General features: G+C 61.1%; 18 protein-coding genes and 1 tRNA gene. 9 read left to right on the forward strand and 10 right to left on the reverse strand.

What is annotated here, in order from left to right; all coding sequences use genetic code 11:
• Nucleotides 1-16: 16 nt before the first annotated feature.
• From IB238_RS11145 to chvE, 7 genes are all read right to left on the reverse strand, one after another.
• Complete coding sequence (locus IB238_RS11145) at nucleotides 17-907, reverse strand: DMT family transporter (protein WP_192246192.1); 891 nt, start codon at nucleotides 905-907, stop codon at nucleotides 17-19.
• Between the two features lie 257 nt (nucleotides 908-1,164).
• Nucleotides 1,165-2,904 (reverse strand): L-arabinonate dehydratase, encoded by a 1,740-nt coding sequence (gene araD / locus IB238_RS11150; RefSeq protein ID WP_192246194.1) that lies wholly within the window; start codon nucleotides 2,902-2,904, stop codon nucleotides 1,165-1,167.
• A 51-nt stretch (nucleotides 2,905-2,955) separates the two neighbouring features.
• Nucleotides 2,956-4,389 carry an aldehyde dehydrogenase family protein gene (locus IB238_RS11155; RefSeq protein WP_192247671.1) on the reverse strand — a complete coding sequence of 478 codons (1,434 nt, stop codon included), beginning with the start codon at nucleotides 4,387-4,389 and terminating at the stop codon, nucleotides 2,956-2,958.
• A 51-nt stretch (nucleotides 4,390-4,440) separates the two neighbouring features.
• Complete coding sequence (gene araD1, locus IB238_RS11160) at nucleotides 4,441-5,436, reverse strand: AraD1 family protein (protein ID WP_192246195.1); 996 nt, start codon at nucleotides 5,434-5,436, stop codon at nucleotides 4,441-4,443.
• A gap of 132 nt (nucleotides 5,437-5,568) precedes the next feature.
• Nucleotides 5,569-6,870 carry a multiple monosaccharide ABC transporter permease gene (gene mmsB / locus IB238_RS11165; RefSeq protein WP_192246197.1) on the reverse strand — a complete coding sequence of 434 codons (1,302 nt, stop codon included), beginning with the start codon at nucleotides 6,868-6,870 and terminating at the stop codon, nucleotides 5,569-5,571.
• Nucleotides 6,870-8,405 carry a multiple monosaccharide ABC transporter ATP-binding protein gene (mmsA, locus tag IB238_RS11170; protein WP_192246199.1) on the reverse strand — a complete coding sequence of 512 codons (1,536 nt, stop codon included), beginning with the start codon at nucleotides 8,403-8,405 and terminating at the stop codon, nucleotides 6,870-6,872. The genes mmsB and mmsA overlap by 1 nt, the downstream gene beginning before the upstream one ends.
• 120 nt (nucleotides 8,406-8,525) lie before the next feature.
• Nucleotides 8,526-9,596 (reverse strand): multiple monosaccharide ABC transporter substrate-binding protein, encoded by a 1,071-nt coding sequence (gene chvE / locus IB238_RS11175; protein ID WP_192246201.1) that lies wholly within the window; start codon nucleotides 9,594-9,596, stop codon nucleotides 8,526-8,528.
• A gap of 275 nt (nucleotides 9,597-9,871) precedes the next feature.
• Between chvE and IB238_RS11180 the strand changes: the two genes are divergently transcribed.
• The gene (locus IB238_RS11180) at nucleotides 9,872-10,879 is read left to right on the forward strand and encodes a LysR family transcriptional regulator (protein WP_348648252.1); all 1,008 of its coding nucleotides are present in this window, start codon (nucleotides 9,872-9,874) and stop codon (nucleotides 10,877-10,879) included.
• Between the two features lie 9 nt (nucleotides 10,880-10,888).
• Nucleotides 10,889-11,377, forward strand: coding sequence for a hypothetical protein (locus IB238_RS11185; RefSeq protein ID WP_192246203.1), 489 nt, complete (start codon nucleotides 10,889-10,891; stop codon nucleotides 11,375-11,377).
• A 1-nt stretch (nucleotide 11,378) separates the two neighbouring features.
• Here IB238_RS11185 and IB238_RS11190 read toward each other — a convergent pair whose 3' ends face one another.
• Entirely contained in the window at nucleotides 11,379-11,603 is a 225-nt protein-coding gene (locus tag IB238_RS11190; protein WP_192246204.1) for a hypothetical protein, read from the reverse strand.
• Nucleotides 11,604-11,881: 278 nt separating this feature from the next.
• On the opposite strand from IB238_RS11190, the gene iolG reads away from it, so the two are divergent.
• Nucleotides 11,882-12,874 carry an inositol 2-dehydrogenase gene (gene iolG, locus IB238_RS11195; protein ID WP_192246206.1) on the forward strand — a complete coding sequence of 331 codons (993 nt, stop codon included), beginning with the start codon at nucleotides 11,882-11,884 and terminating at the stop codon, nucleotides 12,872-12,874.
• 88 nt (nucleotides 12,875-12,962) lie between these two features.
• Here the strand turns inward: iolG and IB238_RS11200 are convergent, their stop codons facing one another.
• Nucleotides 12,963-14,186, reverse strand: coding sequence for an ROK family transcriptional regulator (locus tag IB238_RS11200; RefSeq protein WP_192246208.1), 1,224 nt, complete (start codon nucleotides 14,184-14,186; stop codon nucleotides 12,963-12,965).
• 245 nt (nucleotides 14,187-14,431) lie between these two features.
• On the opposite strand from IB238_RS11200, the gene xylF reads away from it, so the two are divergent.
• From xylF to IB238_RS11230, 6 genes are all read left to right on the forward strand, one after another.
• Entirely contained in the window at nucleotides 14,432-15,469 is a 1,038-nt protein-coding gene (xylF, locus tag IB238_RS11205) for a D-xylose ABC transporter substrate-binding protein (RefSeq protein ID WP_192246210.1), read from the forward strand.
• A 222-nt stretch (nucleotides 15,470-15,691) separates the two neighbouring features.
• Nucleotides 15,692-17,005, forward strand: a complete 1,314-nt coding sequence (locus tag IB238_RS11210) for a sugar ABC transporter permease (RefSeq protein WP_192246212.1) — start codon at nucleotides 15,692-15,694, stop codon at nucleotides 17,003-17,005.
• Nucleotides 17,006-17,020: 15 nt separating this feature from the next.
• The gene (locus IB238_RS11215) at nucleotides 17,021-17,806 is read left to right on the forward strand and encodes an ATP-binding cassette domain-containing protein (protein WP_192246214.1); all 786 of its coding nucleotides are present in this window, start codon (nucleotides 17,021-17,023) and stop codon (nucleotides 17,804-17,806) included.
• A gap of 178 nt (nucleotides 17,807-17,984) precedes the next feature.
• A tRNA-Arg gene (locus IB238_RS11220) sits at nucleotides 17,985-18,061 on the forward strand.
• Between the two features lie 87 nt (nucleotides 18,062-18,148).
• On the forward strand, nucleotides 18,149-19,540 hold the full coding sequence (locus IB238_RS11225; RefSeq protein ID WP_192246216.1) for a tyrosine-type recombinase/integrase: 1,392 nt from the start codon (nucleotides 18,149-18,151) through the stop codon (nucleotides 19,538-19,540).
• A gap of 642 nt (nucleotides 19,541-20,182) precedes the next feature.
• Nucleotides 20,183-20,515, forward strand: a complete 333-nt coding sequence (locus tag IB238_RS11230) for a hypothetical protein (RefSeq protein WP_192246218.1) — start codon at nucleotides 20,183-20,185, stop codon at nucleotides 20,513-20,515.
• A gap of 431 nt (nucleotides 20,516-20,946) precedes the next feature.
• Here the strand turns inward: IB238_RS11230 and IB238_RS11235 are convergent, their stop codons facing one another.
• Complete coding sequence (locus IB238_RS11235; protein ID WP_192246220.1) at nucleotides 20,947-22,413, reverse strand: DUF1254 domain-containing protein; 1,467 nt, start codon at nucleotides 22,411-22,413, stop codon at nucleotides 20,947-20,949.
• Nucleotides 22,414-22,777 lie beyond the last annotated feature (364 nt).

The following is a 22,777-nucleotide window of genomic DNA, read 5'->3' on the forward strand; positions in this document are numbered from 1 at the left end:
GTGCGGCAGGCGAAGTTTACTCCGCCGGTACTGTCCGCGCGTCCTTGCGATTGGCGAGATAGACCCCGACGACAACAATCGCTGTTCCGAGGATCATCGGCGCCGTCAGTTCCTCACCGAAGGCAATTGCTGCCTCTAACGCCGCCAACGGCGGGACGAGGTAGATCAGCGAAGCTGCGCGCGACACCTGACCGCGGCGCAAGAGATAGAGCAGCAACAGGATCGCGCCCATGGAATTGGCGAGGACCGACCAGGCAAGAACGGCCGCAAAGCCCCAGGACAATTGAACCTGCAACGGCTCAAACAGAAAGGCGAGCGGAAATGTGACGACCAGCGCACCAATGTATTGCAGGGTGGCGATTGCGCGAATGTCGCCGCTATGCAGATGCTGCTTCTGATAGATCGTTCCGTAGGTGACGGAAACCATCCCCAATACGTTGATGACCAGCGCAACAGTCTGAATTTCGCCGTGGTCCACACCGATGAGCTTCGGCAGCACAGCGACGGCGACACCTCCAAAGCCGAGCAGTAGCCCCGCCTTCTGCACTAGCGAAAGCTTCTCACCGATGAAATAGGGCGCCGCCAGCGCCGTCATGAGTGGCTGGAGCGCAGCAATGATGCCGGACAATGCCGCCGGAACGCCCGCCCCGACAGCCCACCAAACCGCAGCCAGATAGAAGCCATGCAGAAACGCGCCGGAAATGATCGCATGGACTATCGTCGACCGGTCACGCGGCCAGCGAACGCCAGAGCATTGGCATAGCACGACAAACAAAACCGCCGCTGTCGCATAGCGAACGCTCAGGAAGGTCAGGGGATCCGAGTATGTCTTACCGAACTTGGCCGCCACCCACCCCGTGGACCAGAGCAGGACGAACAAGGCCGGAGCCAGGCGATCGGGGGACATGAAGACTCCGGTCGGCAGTGTGATGCAGTCAGACCGACCGATAGGCCCCACCGCTACCGGCGGTCAAAGCAAAAATGCTGATGCTTAGGTTCAACGCGGGCGGGCAAGACATAACTCGGGCCGCGCACGGACCCAAGTGTCAATGTCACGCCGGAGGGCAAGCCCGCGTTCCCGTTGCAAGCGTGACAGCGACCATCAGAGAAAAGGCGGGTCTTCACCCGCCTTTTCATCGATTTGCGGTCTCAAAAGCAACTCTGCTAGTGGCTGTCCCTGCCGACGGCGTTGCCGCGGCATCCCTTCAGGAAGTCGAGGTCGGCGCCAGTGTCGGCTCCTTCGACGTGCTGCTGGTGTAGCCAGGCATAGCCGGAAGCCGCCTGTTCATGGCTCGGCTTCCATTCGGCGAGCCGCCGCGCCAGTTCCTCCTCGGAAATGTCGAGATGCAGACGACGGTTGGGTACGTCGAGCTCGATCATGTCGCCGTTCTTCACGACCGCAAGCGGCCCGCCGACCGCCGCTTCCGGTGAGGTGTGCAGCACGACGGTGCCGTAGGCCGTGCCGGACATGCGGGCGTCGGAAATGCGCACCATATCGGTGATGCCCTTCTTCAGCACCTTGGGCGGCAGCCCCATGTTGCCCACCTCGGCCATGCCTGGATAACCCTTCGGCCCGCAGTTCTTCATGACCATGACGCAGGTTTCGTCGATGTCCAGATTGTCGTCGTTAATCCTGGCCTTGTAGTCGTCGATGTCCTCGAACACGACCGCCCTGCCCCGATGCACCATCAGATGCGGCGAAGCGGCCGATGGCTTCAGCACCGCACCCTTCGGCGCGAGGTTGCCGCGCAGCACGACGATGCCGCCCGAAGAGGTCAGCGCCTTTTCGGCGGGTAGGATGACATCCTCGTTCCAGTTGACGACGTCCTTGACCTCGTCCCAGATGGTTTCCCCGGATACCGTGATCGCATCCTTGTGCAGAAGGCCTGCTTCGCCGAGGCGCTTCAGCACCACCGGCAGGCCACCGGCATAGAAGAATTCCTCCATCAGGTACTTGCCCGACGGCATCAGGTTGACGATGGTCGGCACGTCGCGGCCGCAGCGGTCCCAATCATCAAGCGTCAGGTCGATGCCGACGCGGCCGGCCATGGCCAGCAGGTGGATGACGGCGTTAGTCGATCCGCCGATCGCCGCGTTGGTGCGGATGGCGTTCTCGAAGGCCTGCTTCGTCATGACGTCGGAGGGCTTCAGGTCGTCCTTGACCATCTGCACGATCCGCCGGCCGGTGAGCTGCGCCATAACCTTGCGCCGGGAATCGACCGCGGGAATAGCGGCGTTTCCGGAAAGCGCCATGCCCAGCGCCTCGGCCATGGAGGCCATGGTGGAGGCGGTGCCCATCGTGTTGCACGTGCCCGAGGAACGGCTCATCGAGGCCTCCGCCTCGAGGAACTCGGCCTGCGTCATCTCGCCGGCCTTCACCATTTCGGAGAACTTCCACAGATGCGTGCCCGAGCCGACGCGCTCACCGCGGAAATAGCCGTTCAGCATCGGCCCGCCGGTGACGACGATCGAAGGCAGGTCGCAGGAGGCAGCGCCCATGATCAGCGACGGCGTGGTCTTGTCGCAGCCGACCATCAGCACGCAGCCGTCGATGGGCTGGCCGCGGATCGCCTCCTCCACCGCCAGCGCGGCAAGATTGCGGAACATCATCGCGGTCGGGCGGAAGGTGTTTTCGGAGGCGGAAAACACCGGCACCTCGACGGGGAAGCCGCCGGCCTCCCAAACACCCGCCTTCACCTTCTCGACGAGCTCGCCCAGATGGCCGTTGCACGGCGTCAGATCCGACCAGGTGTTGAGGATGCCGATCACCGGGCGCCCGTCGAACAGATCGTGAGGATACCCCTGGTTCTTCAGCCAGCCGCGGTGATAGATCACATCCCGGCTCGTGCCGCCGAACCATTCCTGTGATCTCAGCCTACGCGGCCATTCCGCTTTCTTCTTCATTTCACTCGTCCTTGAGAAAGGTGCCCCGACGCCAGTGCCGGGGCACTTTGGTCATGCCAGCGTGTAGGCGGTCTTGACCGTGGTGTAGAACTCGTTGGCATACTTGCCCTGCTCGCGCGGGCCGTAGGAGGAACCCTTGCGGCCGCCGAAAGGCACGTGGAAGTCGACGCCCGCCGTCGGCAGGTTCACCATCACCATCCCCGCCTCGGAATTGCGCTTGAAGTGGGTCGCATGCTTCAGGCTGGTCGTGGCAATGCCGGAGGAGAGACCGAACGGCGTGTCATTGGCGGTGGCCAGCGCCTCCTCGTAATTCCTGACCCGGATGACGGAAACCACCGGACCGAAGATCTCCTCGCGGCTGATGCGCATCTCGTTCGTGGCCTCGGTGAAGAGAGCCGGCTGCAGGTAGAAGCCCGGATTGTCGCGCTTCAAGAGATCACCGCCAAAGGCGAGCTTCGCGCCCTCTCCCTTGCCGATCTCGATATAGTCGGTGTCCTGCTTCAGCTGCGTTCCGTCGACGACCGGACCGATATGCGTGCCGGTCTTGAGCGCGTCGTCGACGACCAGTGTCTTCAGCTTTGCCGTCAACGCCGCCACGAACTTGTCGTGGATGCCCTCCGTGACGATCAGGCGCGACGAGGCGGTACAGCGCTGGCCGGTGGAGAAGAAGCCGGAATTGGCGGCGGCCTCGACGGCCACGGTAAGATCGGCATCGTCGAGCACGACGAACGGGTTCTTGCCGCCCATCTCCAGCTGGAACTTGCGATTATGCTCGATGGATGCGGCTGCCACGCGTTTTCCCGTCCCCGTCGAGCCGGTGAAGGTAATCGCGTGCACGTCCGGGCTGTCGAGCATTGCCTGCCCGACGACCGAGCCCTTGCCCATGACGAGGTTCAGCACCCCCTTGGGCAGGCCGGCCCGGTGGAGAATGTCGACGATCGCCCAGGCGCAGCCCGGCACCAGATCCGCCGGCTTGAAGACGACGGTGTTGCCGTAGCAAAGGGCCGGCGCAATCTTCCAGGCGGGAATGGCGATCGGGAAATTCCAGGGCGTGATGATGCCAACGACCCCGACCGGTTCGCGCGTGATCTCGACGCCGATGTTCGGACGCACCGACGGCAGCACTTCGCCGGCAAGGCGCAGACATTCACCAGCGAAGAACTCGAAGATCTGGCCGGCGCGGATCGTCTCGCCGATTGCTTCCGGCAGCGTCTTGCCCTCTTCCCGCGCGAGCAGCGTTCCAAGTTCGTCCTTGCGCGCCAGAATCTCGTCGGCGGTCTTTTTCAGGATCGCGTGGCGCTCCAAGATACCGGAGCGCGACCAGGCCGGAAATGCAGCCTTGGCAGCCGCAATCGCCGCCTTCGCATCATCAGCGGAAGCACGGGCATATTCGCCCACCACGTCGTTGGTGTTCGACGGGTTGATGTTCTTCACCGCGTCCGTGCCGACCCATTCGCCGGCGATCAGGTTCTGGTGGATGGTCATGGGCATTGCCCTCCTGTCACATTTCGGGCCGCACTCCACAGCCCACGCGCATTACAACTGCCGAATTTCGATCGTCTCTTCCTTGGCAATTGCCAAGGGGTTGCGTAGCGGCAGGCCAAAGCCGTCGGCGCCAATCTCGAAGACATCGCCTTCCTGCGTGCGAATGCCTTCGCCGAACGAGAGCGTCGCCGTGCCGAACATATGCACGTGAACCTCACCCGGCTGGCGAAACAGGCCGTACTTGAAGTGGTGGTATTCGAGGTTTGCGAAGGTGTGCGACATGTTCGCCTCTCCCGACAGGAACGGCTTTTCCCACAGCACCTTGCCGTCGCGCAGAATGCGCGAAGTGCCACGGATGTCCTCTGGCGCGTTGCCGACGCGAATCTCCGGGCCGAAGCTCGCCTGACGCAGTTTCGAATGGGCAAGCCAGAGATAGTTGACCCGTTCGGTCACGTGGTCGGAGAATTCGTTGGCCACGGCAAAGCCGATGCGGAACGGGATACCCTCGGAGGAAATCACGTAGATGCCAGCCATTTCCGGCTCCTCGCCACCGTCCTCGGCAAAGGAGGGCGAGGTCAGGGCCGCACCCGGCGCAACTGCCTGCGTGCCGTTACCCTTGTAGAACCACTCGGGCTGCACGCCCTTCTCACCAGGCTTCGGCTTTCCGCCTTCAAGCCCCATCTTGAACATCTTCATCGAGTCGGTGAGCGTTTCCGCTGCCGCTTCGCTGGTCTTCTTGTGCATGGCGTCGCGCGTGGCGGCCGAGCCCAGATGGGTCAGGCCCGTGCCGGTCAAGTGCAGGTGGGCCGGATCGGGATGGGTGATCGGCGACAGCAGGCGACCTTCGGCATAGGCCTTCTCGAGGTCAACAGTGTCCCCGAAGCCATGCGCCTCGATGACAGCCTTGAGGCTCTTGCCGCCGTCGGCTGCTTCCATGGCAAGCGCGTGAAGGCTCGCAGCGCCCTTGACCGCGCGAGCTGCCTCCCCCTCCTCGCGCACGACGACGGTGATCGAGCCATCGGCATTCTTCAACTGCGATACCAGCATGTTTCACTTCCTTGCATTTCGGCGAGCGCCTGTCGGCAATGCTCTGCCATGGACGCGGTCCGGGCCGCGCCGTCCGACCGCCGCGCGGCCCAATCGTGGATGACGTGCCCGGGCAGACCGACAGAAAGCCGGTCAGCCCTTGTTCTTGTTGTAGACGTCGAAGAACACAGCTGCGAGGAGCACGAGCCCCTTGATAAGCTGCTGGTAGTCGATGCCAAGTCCCATGATCGACATGCCGTTGTTCATGACACCCATGATGAATGCGCCGATCACCGCGCCGGTGATCTTACCGACGCCACCGGAGGCCGACGCTCCGCCGATAAAACAGGCCGCGATCACGTCGAGTTCTATGCCCAGGCCGGCCTTCGGCGTAGCCGAGTTGAGCCGTGCAGCGATAATCATGCCGGCGAGGCCAGCAAGGGCACCCATGTTGACGAAGGTGTAGAAGGTCAGCCGTTCCGTATCGATGCCCGAAAGCTTCGCCGCTTTCTCGTTGCCGCCCATCGCGTAGATGCGGCGGCCAATCGTCGAACGCGTGGTGAGAAAGCTATAGAGGACGATCAGGAGGGCCATCAGCACGAGGACGTTCGGCAGGCCGCGATAGCTCGCAAGCTGGAAGCCGAGCGCGATGGCGACGACGCTCGTGATAATCATTTGCGCAAGGAAGAAGCCGAACGGCTCGTTCTCGGTATGATGCAGCTCGTTCAACCGGCGGGCCCGGAAGCCACGATAGATCATGAGGCCTACCGCCAGCAGTACGATAGCAAGGGCAAAGACATTGTTGACTGTCCAAGTCGCCATCACAAACTGCGGCTCCGGCCAGTTGACCTGCCAAGTGCGTGGATCGATCAGGAATTGTTGGAACTGGATCCACGGTGTGCTGAACGAAATCGGCCCGAGGAAGCCAAGAAAATCAGGCAAGAAGCCCGTCGAAAGCATCTGGAAGTCCTTCGGGAATGGACCAATCGGACGCCCCTGAAGCACGAGATAGGTAAGACCGCGATACACCAGCATACCGGCGAGCGTGACGATGAAAGCAGGAATTTTCTGGTAGGCGACCCAATAGCCCTGTGCTGCTCCCATCGCCGCCGCTATGATCAGGCACAACGGCACGACGAGAGCGAAATGCCAGCCCCACTTGGCAAGCATCATCGCCGAGATACCGCCGATAAAGGCGACGATCGAGCCGACGGAAAGGTCGATATGACCGGCCACGATGATCAGCAACATGCCCAGCGCCATGATGACGATGAACGAGTTCTGCAGCACCAGGTTGGTAAGGTTCACGGGTTTGAACAACACGCCGCCGGTTAAAATCTGGAAGAGCAGCATGATCACCACAAGGGCAATCAACAGACCGTACTCGCGGATGTTGTTCTTTAGATAGTCCCCGATGGACGGTTTGGTGGTGAGTGCGCTGGTATCGGCGACCATTAGTGTTTCTCCCCGGAGCGCATGATGGCGCGCATGATGGATTCCTGGCTTGCTTCCTCCTTGGAAAGCTCCGCGACGATGCGTCCCTCGTTCATGACATAGATGCGATCGCAGGTTCCAAGCAGTTCGGGCATCTCCGAAGAGATCATCAGGATGCCTTTGCCCTCGGCTGCAAGCTGGTTGATGATAGTGTAGATTTCAAACTTCGCGCCGACATCGATGCCGCGCGTCGGCTCGTCGAGGATCAGCACTTCAGGATTGGTGAACAGCCATTTCGACAGCACGACCTTCTGCTGGTTGCCGCCGGAAAGGTTGACGGTCTCCTGATAGATCGAGTGCGAACGGATGCGCAGCTTCGAGCGGAAATCGGTGGCGACCTTCGTTTCCTTGTGGTCGTCGATGATGCCGTTCTTCGACACGGCCTCGAGGTTCGAAAGCGTCGTATTTTGCTTGATGTTGTTGATCAGAACGAGACCGAGATGCTTGCGGTCCTCGGTGACGTAGGCGAGCCCTGCGTCGATCGCCTTCGGGATCGTGCTGACGTCGACCGGCTTGCCGCGCATCGTCACTTCGCCGGTGATCCTGTGGCCCCAGGACTTGCCGAAGATGCTCATCGCCGTCTCGGTGCGCCCTGCCCCCATCAGCCCGGCGATGCCGACGACTTCGCCGGCGCGGACATTGAAATTGACGTCGTGCAGGAACTGGCGATCGCGGTGCTGCTGGTGGAAGACGTTCCAGTTCTTCACCTCCAGTAGCGTCTCGCCAATATCAGGCTCACGCGAAGGATAGCGGTCCTCCATGTCGCGGCCGACCATGCCCTTGATGATACGGTCCTCGCTGATGTCTTCCTTGTGGCAATCGAGCGTCTCGACCGTGCCGCCATCGCGCAGGATGGTGATCTTGTCGGCGACCTTTTTGATCTCGTTCAGCTTGTGCGAGATGATGATCGAGGTCATGCCCTGCCTGCGGAACTCCATCAAAAGTTTCAGGAGCGCATCGGAGTCAGTCTCATTCAGGGATGCAGTCGGCTCGTCGAGGATCAGGAGCCTCACTCTCTTCGACAGTGCCTTGGCGATCTCGACGAGTTGCTGCTTGCCAACGCCGATGTCGGTGATCAGCGTGGAGGGCGACTCATTGAGGCCGACCTTGTTCAGCAGTTCCTTGGTCCGGGCAAAGGTCTGCGGCCAGTGGATCACACCCCTGTTGGAAATCTCGTTACCGAGGAAGATGTTCTCGGCAATCGACAGAAGCGGCACCAGCGCCAGCTCCTGGTGGATGATGATGATGCCAAGGTGCTCGCTGTCGGAGATCGTCGAAAAGCGGCGGACCTCGCCGTCATAGTGGATGTCGCCGTCGTAGGTACCGGCCGGATAGACACCGCTCAACACCTTCATCAGCGTCGACTTGCCGGCGCCATTTTCTCCGACGAGCGCGTGTATTTCGCCCTCACGGACCTTGAAGCTCACGTCGTCGAGCGCCTTAACGCCGGGAAACGTCTTGGTGATGCTCCGCATTTCAAGGATGATGTTGTCCATGGTCAGGCAATTCCAGCGGCAGTCGGCGAGGGGTTTGGCCAGTGACGGCGAGCCTACAGGCTTCCTCGTGCAGAAAACAGGGGCCCGCAACGGATCGCGGACCCCGATTGAGCAGTCCGATCAGTTGTTGATCTGGTCTTCCGTGTAGTAGCCGGAGCTGACCAGGATGTCCTTGACGTTGGACTTGTCGGCGGCAACCGGCTTCAGCAGGTAGGACGGCACGACCTTGACGCCGTTGTCATAGGTCTTGGTGTCGTTCACTTCCGGCTCCTTGCCGTCCATGAGGGCGTTGACCATGCCGACAGTGACCTTGGCGAGTTCGCGGGTGTCCTTGAAGACGGTCGAGTACTGTTCGTCCGCGAGGATCGACTTGACCGACGGCAGCTCCGCGTCCTGGCCGGTCACGACCGGCATCTTCTGATCGCCCGAGCCGTAGCCGACGCCCTTCAGCGCCGAAAGGATACCGATCGAGAGACCGTCATAGGGCGAAAGCACGCCGTTGACCTGTGCATCAGTGTAGGTCGAGGACAGCAGGTTTTCCATGCGGGCCTGGGCAACCGCACCATCCCAACGCAGCGTCCCGACCTGATCCATGCCCTGCTGGCCGGACTTGACGACGATGTCGCCGCTGTCGATGAGCGGCTGCAGAACCGACATGGCGCCGTCATAGAAGAAGAAGGCGTTGTTGTCGTCCGGCGAACCGCCGAAGAGCTCGACGTTCCACGGCTTGACGTCCCCGAACTTCGCCTTCAGGCCGTCGACGAGGCTGGTTGCCTGCAGGACACCGACCTGGAAGTTGTCGAAGGTGGAGTAGTAGTCGACATTGCCCGAGTCGCGGATCAGGCGGTCGTAGGCGATGACCTTGACGCCGGCGTCATGTGCCTTGGCAAGGATGTCGGAAAGCGTCGTGCCGTCGATGGCGCCGATGACCAGGACCTTGGCGCCCTTGGTGACCATATTCTCGATCTGGGCCAACTGGTTCGGAATGTCGTCGTCAGCAAACTGCAGGTCCGGGGTGTAGCCGGCTTCCTTGAACAGCTTTTCCATGGTCTCGCCGTCGGAAATCCAGCGGGTCGACGTCTTGGTCGGCATCGAGATACCGACAGTGCCCTTGTCCTGCGCGAAGGCGGGCATGGCGAAGGACGCCACGCTGATGGCAGCAGCGGCGAGAAGCGAGGTGATCAATTTCATTGGCAAGTCTCTCCCTAAATTGCCCGGCCCGACCATGCGTCCAGACCGCGATCAGTGCTTCGTTGCCCGCTGTCGCAGACGACGGTCTCCAACGGAGGAAAAGGAATAACCCCTCCCGGCCTCACACTCCCTTGGGCACGAGCGCACCTGGAGGCAAAATCCACCGAATTGCCATAACTGTCAAATACAATAAACTTCTATTGGCATACCTGAAATGGTATAAACAAACCAAATGATATGATTTTTATGGAAGGCTCGCGTTCCAAGTGCATGACATCGAATTCATCGACACGCCGTTGCCGGAAAAACCGAGCGAAGAGCAGCTTGGCCTCGGACTTCTCCGCTCCGGCCTGAAGCTCAATCATCTGCGCATGATCGTGGCGATCGACGACCACAAGCAGATCAGCGCTGCTGCCGCAGCGCTCAACATCTCCCAGCCGGCGGCCTCGCGGATGCTGACCGAAATGGAGGGAATACTGAAGGCACAGCTTTGCGAACGCGCTTCGCGCGGGGTGGAACTGACGCAATTCGGCCGGGCCTTCGCGCGTCGCGCGCGAACCATCCTGCTCGAGCTGCACGAGGTCGACCGGGAGATCACCGCGCTGAAATCCGGCGCCGGGGGAACAGTGTTTCTTGGCACCGTAACGGCACCGGCGATCAGCCTCGCCGTGCCCGCCATCCAGCAGGTCAGCGCCGCCTACCCGGGCATCGAGGTCAATGTCCGCATCGAGACGAGCAATGTGCTCGCCCGCGAACTCCTGTCAGCCAAGCATGACTTCATCATCGCCCGCGTGCCCGACGACCTCGATCCGCGTCTATTCAATGTCCAGGAAATCGGCATCGAGAAGGCCTGCCTGATCACCCGCCGCGGTCATCCGCTGGCAGAAAAGCCGGTCGTGTCGCTTTCAGACCTGCCATCATATGACTGGGTGTTCCAGCCACCCGGCACGCTCCTGCGTCGCCGCGTCGAGGAGTTGTTCATCGCCGGCGACGTGCCGCTGCCGACGACGGTCGTCAACACAGCCTCCCTGCTGCTGACGGTTGCACTCGTCTGCTCCTCCAACGCGATCGCGCCGATCGCCCGCGACATGGCCGAATTCGTCACGGAAAACGGTGGCGGGCCAAGTGAGGTGCGCATCCTGAACACCGACTTCGACATCGACATCAAGCCGTACAGTCTCATCTCGGTGAAAGGCCGGGCGCTGCCGCCAAGCGCAAAGCTGTTCTATGATCTGATTCTGCAGCGCGCCCGGATGCTCTTTCCCGACCGCGCTGACCGTTGAGGAGGAACTGTGTTCGGCAAGAGTGTCTTTGAAAGCGTGCTGGAACGCCTGCGGGCGGAGGCGGAAGAGGCCGGCACGCCATCGGACAATGGGGAGCGCCTGTCCGGAATCCACCGGAACCCGTCGGCGCCCTTCACCATATTCGGCGACGGCATGGGTTCGAGCTCAGCGGCTTACGCTGCTGCGGCTTACCGCGATATCTTTGGCGACGGCGCACAGGAAGAGCGCGATCCAGCGCCTGCCGCTCCCCCCGCCACTCCGTCACACCTCCTGCGAACCGCACCGGAGGAAGTGGCCGCCGATCTCGGGCTGACTGGTAAGGAAACTCGCGCCCAACTCTTGGCGCTCCGGCGCGCGTTTGCCCGCATCAATCATCCCGACGGTGTTCCGGCGGAATTGAGATCCAACGCGACACGCCGGATGATGATCGCCAACATGCTGCTCGACGAGACGCTGCGGCGGATGCAAGCGGAAGAAGCGCTCGGGCTAAAGGGCTAGGTTACTTCTGGCCGTCTTCTTCCGGTGCCTTCTCGGCAGGAGCAGAGGGCTTGTAGAACAGCAGAAGCTGCGCGAAGGCATAGGCGGTGACGACGAGAAAGATCAGCCCCCATGTCTGCTGGCCGTTGTAGTATTCGATCGCCGTCCAGGCGGCACACAGACCGACCAGCAGCAACCGTACCCAAAGCGGGCGATAGAACGGATGGTCTGGGTCGATGAATTTCACGGGGCAGCTCTCCTCTGGCCGACATGTTCTTAAGGCGTTTTTCAGCGAAAGGAAACGGCTGCGACCGGGACGAGCGCCACATGAATTCGCTTGACGGCCGAGCCGTCAAATGGAATAAAAATTCCAACAAAAATCAAATTCGGTCTACGCATTCCGCTCATTTGTAAATGCGGTAACCGCGTTCCGTTTCACACCCGCGGCGGCGCGGGCGCAATGCGGGTAGGCGCGCTCCCCGCCCCTCGCCCGGCGCTTTGGCCGGCTAATTGAGAGTAAGGAACATGACTGTCAGGTTTGGTCTTCTCGGCGCAGGCCGCATCGGCAAGGTTCACGCCAAGGCAGTGACGGGCAATCCCGACGCCGTCCTCATTGCCGTTGCCGATGCCCTTCCCGCCGCTGCCGAAGCGATCGCCAGCCAGTACGGCTGCAACGTCCGCACGATCGAGCAGATCGAGGTCGCCAAGGACATCGACGCCGTCGTCATCTGCACGCCGACGGATACGCACGCCGACCTGATCGAGCGTTTTTCGCGCGCCGGAAAGGCGATCTTCTGCGAAAAGCCGGTTGACCTCGACGTCGATCGCGTGCGCGCCTGCATCAAGATCCTGGGCGAGACGAAGGGGAAGCTCATGGTCGGCTTCAACCGCCGCTTCGACCCGCATTTCATGGCAGTGCGCAAGGCGATCGACGAGGGCCGGATCGGCGAGGTCGAGATGGTCACGATCACCTCGCGTGATCCGGGTGCTCCGCCGGTCGACTACATCATGCGCTCCGGCGGCATCTTCCGCGACATGACGATCCATGACTTCGACATGGCGCGCTTCCTGCTCGGCGAGGACCCGGTCTCGGTCTCCGCCACCGCCGCAGTCCTGGTGGACAAGGCCATTGGTGAAGCGGGCGACTATGACAGCGTGTCCGTGATCCTGCAGACCGCTTCCGGCAAGCAGGCGATCATCTCCAATTCCCGCCGCGCCACCTATGGCTACGACCAGCGCATCGAAGTGCATGGCTCCAAGGGCATGGTCTCGGCCGAGAACCAACGGCCGGTGTCCATCGAGGTGGCCAACGGCGAAGGCTATACCCGTCCGCCGTTGCACGACTTCTTCATGACCCGCTATACTGAAGCCTACGCCAACGAGATCGCGAGCTTCATCGCCTCGGTCGAGAAGAGTGCTCCGCTTTCGCCTTCCGGCGCAGACGGTCTGGCCGCTTTGGAAATCGCCGACGCCGCACTCAAATCCGTGAAGGAAAAGCGGCAGATCTCGATCGGCTGACGACAGCTTCCTCCCAGCAACTGGCCGGGCGTCTCGCCCGGTCATTTTTTTGCACGGTCATTTTTTGGCAGGCGGGCCAGCTGAAGCGCTAAGAACCATCCCCGCTGAGCCGCTCGGCCGCCAATGTGCGGTCGATCTGAGAAAGCGCCCGGTTGATATGCCCCTCGAAGACGAGCGTCGCCTCCTCGGACACGATTGAAATCGACGGCATCCCCTGCAGGCGCGTTTGCTGCGACTGCTTCAACCCCTCCTCGATGCCGCGCGACAACAAATCCATGAAACGCGTTCCCGGACCGGTCATGACGATTGGCATGCTTTCATAGAGGCTGAACACGCGCGACAGGCCCTGGCCAAGCGCCAGTCCCGCCTGACGGAAAGCGTACTCCGACATGCGATGTCCCTGGCGCGCGCGAAGAGCGATCTTATCCATTTCGGCCAGCGGCACGAACTTCGCCGGGATCGTATCAGGCGGCACTTCGAAGGCCGTGCGCAATATGCCGTAGAAGCCGGCCGAGGCTTCGATGCAGCCATGCGAGCCGCAGCGACAGAGCTTGCCGTCCGCTGCGTGCAGCATATGCCCGAAGTTGGGGGCGGAGATCTGCAACTCCCCTGCCCCGTCACGCCGCGCGATCCCGAGCCCGACACTGTGTCCGAGCGAAAGAGCGGCCAGTGATCGGGCAGAACCGGTAGCCTTTTCCTCCCGCAGCCCGAGCGCTTGAGCGACGAGCAGCGTTTCGTTGCTGAGCGTAACAGTTGCCTGCCAGTCCCCCACCAACACTTCGGCGAAGTCGATCGGATCGAGACCGAAGACCGGCGACCAGACTAGGCGGGCGCTCAACGGATCCACGATTCCCTTGCTGCTGATGGAAATCACCAGCACGCGAGATCGGTCGAGGCCGGAGCGCTGCGCCACTTTGCTCAACCCCTCCCGCAGCGTCTGGACGAATCGCGCGGTTGACGGATCGGCATGCTGGCGGGGCTCCTCGAACCGGTCGATCAGCGTGCCGCCGTAGTCGGCGAGCGAGTACTGGACGACATCCGAGGAGATGCGCACGGTGATGAGATATCCACAGTCGCGCTTTTGGCTGAAAAGTACCCGCGGCCGCCCGCGGCCGCCTGCACTTTGCTGCTCGCACTTCTCGATGATCCGCGCACGCTCGAGTTCATGGGTAATCGCGGAGACGGTCGCAGACGCAAGGCCCGTCTGGGCCGACAGCTCGGTGTGGGACATCGCGCCCTGGCGGCGCAGGCTCGAAAGCACAAGCGCGCTGTTCTGCTGACGCACCAGTTCGGTGCTCGATCGCGTCAGCATGAATTGGCTCCGATCTCTTTGCGCGATTCCAACGAATGCTCCTCCCAAAGCACCAGTCGCGGCCTTCTACAAGTCCTCCGCCCCCTTGTTGACAGCCCAAAAAACTTCTGACATTTATTTTCTCGACTGTCGAGAAAAATCCCCGGAGAGCTTGAGGGCAAGGATTTGCGGCAGTGCTTCGTGGCTGGTCGTCGACGGTGGCGGGAGGTTCGCCCGGGCGACTGGCATCCACATGGGAGGACAATATGAAATCCGTTTTGAAGCTGATGGCCGGTGTTGCCGTCATCGTATCGCTGCATTCCGCAGTTCAGGCAAAGGATCTCGTCGTCGGCGTTTCCTGGTCGAACTTCCAGGAAGAGCGCTGGAAAACCGACGAAGCTGCCATCAAGGCAGCACTCGAAGCTTCCGGCGACAAGTACATTTCCGCTGACGCCCAGTCGTCCGCCGCCAAGCAGCTAACCGATATCGAATCCCTGATCGCCCAGGGCGCCAACGCCCTGATCGTTCTGGCGCAGGACTCCGACGCGATCGGTCCGGCCATCGAAAAGGCCGCCGCCGAAGGCATTCCGGTCGTCGGCTATGACCGCCTGATCGAGAACCCGGCCGCCTTCTACATCACCTTCGACAACAAGGAAGTCGGCCGCATGCAGGCCCGCGAAGTGTTCAAGGTCAAGCCGGAAGGCAACTACGTCTTCATCAAGGGCAACTCGGCCGATCCGAACGCTGACTTCCTCTTCTCCGGACAGATGGAAGTGCTGAAGGAAGCGATCGACGCCGGCAAGGTCAAGAACGTCGGCGAAGCCTACACCGACGGCTGGAAGCCTGAGATTGCCCAGAAGAACATGGAACAGTTCCTGACGGCGAGCGACAACAAGGTCGACGCAGTCGTCGCCTCAAACGACGGCACGGCCGGCGGCGCAGTCGCAGCCCTCGACGCCCAGGGCCTCGCCGGCTCGGTGCCGGTCTCCGGCCAGGACGCCGACAAGGCTGCCCTAAACCGCGTCGCGCTTGGCACCCAGACGGTGTCGGTCTGGAAGGACTCGCGCGAACTCGGCAAGCGCGCTGCGGAGATCGCAGCCGAACTCGCCGGCGGCAAGAAGATGGAAGAAATCGCCGGCGTGACCAGCTTCTCCGGTGGCCCGAAGGGCGTCGCCATGCAGTCGGTCTTCCTTGCTCCGCTTCCGATCACCAAGGACAACCTGAACGTCGTCATCGATGCGGGCTGGATCTCCAAGGACGAAGCCTGCCAGGGCGTCAACGGCGACGTTACAGCCTGCAAGTAAGGAACCCGACGAGCGTTGATCTCGAGCCTCATCAAGCGCCGCAACGGCTCCGTTGCGGCGCTTGCACAAGGTGGGCTGCGCGCGGACAATGCCAGCATCCTCAAATCTGGTTCCGCCAAGCTTCATCTGCTCTCGTCATCAAACAGACTTGCCGCATGCACTGCCGGGCAACCGAGGTGAATAACGCGGCGAAATCAACAAGACAGTGGGGGAAGGCACGCCATGGCCGACATCACACATGCTACCCAGGCAAATCGCGCCCGGAATGCGGACGAGCATCCTATAAGGCGGTTCTTTCGCGCCACTGAAATCGATACGCGCCTACTCGGCATGGTCGGCGCGCTCGCTATCATCTGGCTTGGCTTCCAGTTCCTCACGGGCGGGCTGTTCCTGACGCCGCGCAACCTCTGGAACCTGACTGTCCAGACCTCGTCCATCGCCGTGATGGCGACCGGCATGGTGCTCATCATCGTCACCCGCAATATCGACCTTTCGGTCGGCTCGGTGCTCGGCTTCTGCGGTATGATCATGGGCGTCATGCAGGCGAAGATCCTGCCGCAATATCTCGGCCTCGAGCATCCGGCGATCTGGATCATCACGCTCGGTTGCGGTGTTGCCGTGGGTGCAGCGATCGGCCTATTGCAGGGGTCGATCGTCGCCTTCCTCAACGTTCCCGCCTTTATCGTCACCCTCGGTGGCCTGCTCGTCTGGCGTGGCGCGACCTGGTTCGTCACAAGCGGGCAGACGGTTGCACCGATGAACTCGACCTTCCGCCTGATGGGCGGCGGCACCGAAGGTTCGATCGGCGCAACGGCAAGCTGGATCGTCGGCATCCTCGCCTGCATCGCCATCGTTGGCGCCATCCTCAATTCCCGCAAACAGCGCAAGCGGTTCGGCTTTCCATTGCGCCCTGTCTGGGCGGAGTATTTCCTGTCGATCCTGGGCTGCCTTCTGGTGCTCGGCGCCGTCGCCGTTGCCAATCACTACTACTGGCCGACGAACATCGCCCGCAAATATGCCGACGCGAACGGCATCGCCTGGCCGGAAGGTGGCCTGCAGATTTCGCACGGCATCGCCATTCCCGTGCTGATGGCGATCGCCGTCGGTATCGTCATGACCTTCATCGCCACCCGGCTGCGCTTCGGCCGCTATGTTTTTGCCATCGGCGGCAATCCGGAAGCAGCCGAACTTGCAGGCATCAAGACGCGCTGGATCACGGTCAAGATCTTCATGCTGATGGGCATGCTCTGCGCCATCGCCGCCGCAATCTCGACCGCACGCCTCAACGCCGCCACCAACGCGCAAGGCGAACTCGACGAGCTCTATACAATTGCGGCCGCGGTCATCGGCGGCACGTCGCTCGCCGGCGGCGTCGGCACGATTGCCGGCGCGATGATCGGCGCCCTCGTCATGCAATCCCTGCAATCGGGCATGGTGCTGCTGGGCATCGATTCCCCGTTCCAGCGCATCGTTGTCGGTGTGGTCCTCGTCGTCGCCGTCTGGCTCGACACGATCTATCGCGCGCGTGCCAAGTAAGAAGGAGTTCGACCAATGTCAGAACAACGCACTCCGCTCGTGGAAATGAAGAACATTTCCATCTCCTTCGGCGGCATCCACGCCGTCGACAACGCCTCGCTCGATCTCTATCCGGGCGAAGTCGTGGCCTTGCTCGGTCACAACGGCGCCGGCAAGTCGACGCTGATCAAGATCCTCTCGGGCGCCTATCGGCGCGATGCCGGCGAGATCCTGATCAACGGCGAGACGGCCGAGATCAACAACCCGCGCGACGCCAAGAAGTTCGGCATCGAGACGATCTACCAGACGCTCGCCGTCGCCGACAATGTCGACGCCGCCGCCAACCTCTATCTCGGCCGCGAACTGCGCACGCCATGGGGCACGCTCGACGACGTGGCGATGGAAGCCAAGGCCCGCGAGGTGATGGGGCGCCTGAACCCGAACTTCCAGCGCTTCAAGGAACCGGTGAAGGCGCTTTCCGGCGGACAGCGCCAGTCGGTGGCGATCGCGCGCGCGATCCTGTTCGACGCCCGCATCTTGATCATGGACGAGCCGACCGCAGCGCTTGGCCCCCAGGAGACGGCGCAAGTCGGCGAACTGATCAAGCAGCTGAAGAGGGAAGGCATCGGCATCTTCCTGATCAGCCACGACATCCACGACGTCTTCGACCTCGCCGACCGTGTTTCAGTGATGAAAAACGGCCAGGTCGTCGGCCACGCCCGCACGCAGGACGTGACCAAGGACGAGGTGCTCGGCATGATCATCCTTGGAAAATGCCCGCCGAACGCGATTCCCGGCCCCGGCGCCATGCAACTGGCTTGAGGTGCCCCTCACCCGAAGAAATTCGCCGCGTCCGCCAGGCGCGGCGTTTTGCATTTCGGCTACAGTCCCCTCGCCGTCGAACATGGCTCTGGATTTTCGCATTTTGCCGATTGAAGCCGATCCGTTCCTAGGCTAAGAACCCTCCATCGGACGGGACGAGCCATCGTTCCTGCGGCATGCACCCGTAGCTCAGCTGGATAGAGTGTTGGATTCCGATTCCAAAGGTCACAGGTTCGAATCCTGTCGGGTGCGCCATTCCACTTCGGAAAGCCGAATATAATCAACGTTTCCATTGCCTTAGCGACACATCGGGTACACACGCGGGTACATGGAAGGGTACGCATGGGACTTGCATTGCAGTACGTTCAGGAACCGAAAGGTGAACGCGGCATCTATCGCTACCGGCGCAGGGTGCCCTCAGAACTGAAGCCGCTCATCGGCAAGAGCGAGTTGATCGCTTCGCTCGGCCAGTCGAAACCGGAAGCCCTGAAGCGTTATCCGGCAATCCATGCAGCATTCGAGAGAGAACTGGAGATCGCCAGCAAGGCGCTCGCGAGGGAGAAGCGGAAGCAATCCTCGAACGATAGGACGCGGCTGGAGCGGTACGAGGAACTGATAGACGAGATCAGGGCCTTGGGGATTGAGAACCCGGAGGCCCGCCCTCAAAGTGAGGATGAAGCCTTTCAGCGCGAGATGATAGCGGACGGAATCGCAGCCCGATACCCCGAAGACCGTGAGACGGGATACCCGCTGATCACCAACCCCGACGATATTCTCAAGGTTCAGGCCCTGATGGGTGCCGCGCCCGCCAAGCCTGCCCCGACACTGGAGGATGCCAAGCGGGTCTATGTGGCCGAGAAACTGGACGGGACAGACTTCGAGTTCAGGAAGAAACTCAGGCGCGTGGAGCGTATCATCGAGGCTGTGAACGCCGCCCTTGACCCCGTGCCTACCTTGGACCGATGGACAAGGGAGACGGCCAAGAAGGTCAGAGATCACTACATCGCTGCTGGTCTCAAGCCAGCCTCCGTGAAGCGTGAACTCAACACACTCAAGGGGATGATCACCTGCTACATCACTGAAGCGGAAGCCAGTTTCACCAACCCGTTCAGCAAGCTGGAACTGCCCAAGAGCGTCGAGGCCGCATCGGAAAGCCGCCATCCCATTCCTGATGAGATCAAAGACAGGATCACGGCCATCATCCTGAGCAAGGCCAAGAAGGACGTTCAGTTGCTCTGGCGGCTACTGGACGGGACGGGTGCCCGTATTGCCGAGGTCACAGGCATTCGCGTTCAGGACATTATTGTGGACGGTGACTTTCCGCATCTCAAGGTCGTGGCTCATCCAGAACGACGCCTGAAGACCGAATCATCAACCCGAGACGTGCCGCTTGTGGGTGATGCCTTGGCGGCTGCGAAGGAAGCCCTGACGATGGCGGGACAGGGGACTTACGTCTTCGCCCGATACATCAAGCCCACCGGCCCGACGACAGCCTCAGCGGTCCTGATGAAGCGTATTCGGGAAGTGACAGGCGAGCCTAAGCACACGGTTCATTCCTTGCGTCACGGCATGGCTGATAGGCTATCGTTGGCCGAAGCATCAGCCATCGACAAGAACGCGATCATGGGGCACCTGAACCCCGGCACTGGTGAGCGGCACTATGGGGGAAGCTACGCAAAGCTGAAGGTGCTGACGCGGGTGATGAAGAAGGCTTTTGGTCTGACTGTTGAATAGCCACCTTCTTCCCCGTCTCGCCCCAACAGCGAGTTTCTCATCTCCCCGGTGTCCACCATCACCGGCACCGTCCGTGTCTCCAACGCGGCCGCGACAATGGAAGTCTGGGCCAACCGCTCTGGCATTGTGCTTACGCCATCCATGATCAGCAAGCTGGGCTGGTCGATGCGTAAGCTGTACGAATAGCGCGGCTTGATGAAACGGCACGACGCATTGGCATCGTCGCGTGAAGACCAAGGGAGATTACCCCTACCATACGGATAGGGGGATAAAGGCGAAGGAGAGGATGACTGATGAAAACAGGGTTACTCTCCGATGTATCTTTATGTGGTTGATGATGTCTGATGTTGTTGATGATGAAGTCTTATCTCAACATCAAGTCTCCTTAACGATCCCCTGAAGGTAACCTTAACCTCCCCATGAACATCGCCCTATTGGGCACTCGACTGTCGAGAATGTTCGTGGATGACACTCTCCCTTCTCTGTCCAGTCCTGATCGACCCCGGCCCCTTGTCTTCGTGACAGGGCGTCGGGCTTTTTTTCGTCCTGGTGAAGCCTATCCACCATCCACATCCACATCCACGGCAGCGACAGAACAGAACCGACTAGAGCGTGACACCTCCAGCCTCGCAAGGAACATCCATGACCACCACCAGCCGCCACAAGATAACCATCCATCCCCTGAAGTTGGACCGCAGAGGCCAACCCTATTCAGTCTCATTCGAAGGTGACACGATCATCCCGAAGACCTACAACCCCTCCCATGACGCTTGCCGCTCCTTGACCGAGCAAGGCTATCACGGCGCTCTGGAGGTCTGGAGTGATGGGGAGACCCATCCCCGCATGATCATCAACGACATCGAGAGAGCCGCGAAGTTCACCGTGAGCGAGACGAAGACGCATGGCCCCCGTGTCGTCCGTTACAAGCCCCTTGACCGCAGCGTCTTCAGCCGTGAGGCGCAAGAGCCGGTCTAGCATCAGGACTGACCAGTCAAGGACGCTGCTTTTTTCTTGTCCCCACAGGGCCATCTACAGCATTTCTCCATCCGGCTGGTGTCTCGGTCCATCCCGATAGGGAAGGCCATAAATCGCCACCCCGTCGCAACGACCTCCCATCAGGCATAAGCACTCGCGTTCACCATACCAGCAAAGCGTCTGGTCCTGCCGCTCATGTTGGCAGCGATGAAGCCTGGGAGGGGCGGAATGTTTGAGCCACGCATTCCTGACCCCCAATCAGATAAGCGGAACCGGCAGTTTCCCCCCGGTGGCCCTCGCACTTCGAACGAGCAAGACACTATCAGCCCCGCCACAGCCATGCCTGTCGCACTGCCGTTCTACAAGCTGGTGACTCACGTCAGCTATTGGCCCTCAGCGGACCTCAGCCCCACTTTGCAGCGATCGGGCGGTCAGCTCATTTTTTCGATGTCACCCAATCGCCAAGTCTTGGCAAAGAACGGCCTCTGCGGACCAAAGAGGCGGAAATAAGGGAACCAATCGCTTCCGTCGACCGTCGGAACCCAGTTCGCCTCCATGCCGTTGGGTGCCTTCGGACCGAAATAGACGTCCATTGAACCGTCGGCGTTCCTTTTCGCGTTCGTGTCGAAGGAATCAATCGACGGGCGGGCGACCTTGCGGATGAGGGCGCACGTCGCGAGTTCGTAAACGGTAACCGACCAGAATTGATCGACCGGCACGTCACCAGGCACTCTCAAGCGGTATGTATCACCGCCGCGCAGCCGCTCACCGGCCCCGTCTAGGTACGCGGCCAAGTAAAACTGGCCAGCGCCGAGATTTTTGGGAGGAGCGAAGAAGCTGTAAAAGGCGATGCCGCGGGCGTCAACGTCCAAGACCCCATCTGCCTCCCATGTGAACTCGCTCTGCGGTCCGATGGGTGGCACTGCGACGTCCCACTTCCCCTCTGGCCAATAGGGGTCGCCGAAGGTCACGAGCCGGTCCATGAACCAGGCATGGGCCTCCTGAGCTGCCGCTCTCAACGCAGCGCTGGTCGCCACGTCGGGCTGAAACTCTTTGCCTTTCTCGATGCCAAGCGAACGCAATGCGTAGATCATGCCGGTATCAGCTGGCGTCATCGGCTCCTCGCTCAAGATGCGGGCGAGGCTTGCGTAGAAACCTTCATCGAACCGCGGTATGGCGTCCCAGACCGTGTCGGCCATATCGATAAAGTTCGATTGCGGCGGCGAAGCTGCCTTGCTGAGCGGATAGATGTGGACCTGACGGAGGTAGGCGAGTGCTTTGCGGACCGACTCCTCGTCTTCGCTTTTGATGATGACTCGCAAGCCTGCCATGCCGTTGTAAGTTTTCATCGGGACGGCGATGTATCCAGCCGGTAGGTCGCCGGAATGGTCAGGCGGCAGAAAAAGATACTTGCCACCCTTGCCTTGGTCAGCGCCAGCGATGCCAACATCCGTCAGTGGAACCTGCCAGGCGTCGATGATCGTGCCGTTCAACGTAGCGTCTCCAGTCGCTGGCACCTCGAACACCAGCGCCCCGGTCTCGCGGGTGTTAAAAAAGGACAACACATACCGAACGCTCGTGTTTGGGGTTAGGCACTGGAGCTTCCAGCTTCCCGGCCTGGACCAAAACATGATGTCGCCATACGCCGCCTTCGCATCGCGGAAGAATGCCTGGCGCATGGCGTCAAAGTTTACGATCGGCATCCCCCAAATCGCAACTTCGATCGCGCGCCGCTCGATGGTTCGTCCGCGCAACTCTGCCGTCGAGAAGGTAGCGCCATTTCCTTGGGCGGTTGCAAGATTGGTCAGGGTCGTTAATTCGCCAGCCGCAGCGAGGGCGAACGCCCCGGCCAGGAGCATCTCGCGGCGACTAAGTCCTGCGCCTCGACGATATGGCATGGCTCGTTACTCCCATCATGATCCGAACGTCGAATGTTGTTGCTTTGCCTCCACTCCCGCCACCCGAAAGAAACCAGAATCTTACCACGCTGCGAACTCGCGCAGAAGTAATAGGTGCGACAACGTCTCCTCCTGGCGCAAAGGAGACGGCAGGCTTTGCTAAGGCTGTGTCACCCGCTAAGTCCTCCCCACGATCCACAAGGATGGCATGTGTGTGGCTGAGGAGAAGGTGAAGACCGGCGAGATGCTGGACGAAGAGCTGACGCTGCTGCTGATGGTGCCAATAGACCCTGCCCGTATGACTCCCTCTGGAATGTCCCGCTGACAGTGCCACATGAGTGGGTGTTGCCTTTTGGAACTGATA

Source organism: Rhizobium sp. ARZ01 (assembly GCF_014851675.1).
Classification (GTDB): domain Bacteria; phylum Pseudomonadota; class Alphaproteobacteria; order Rhizobiales; family Rhizobiaceae; genus Mycoplana.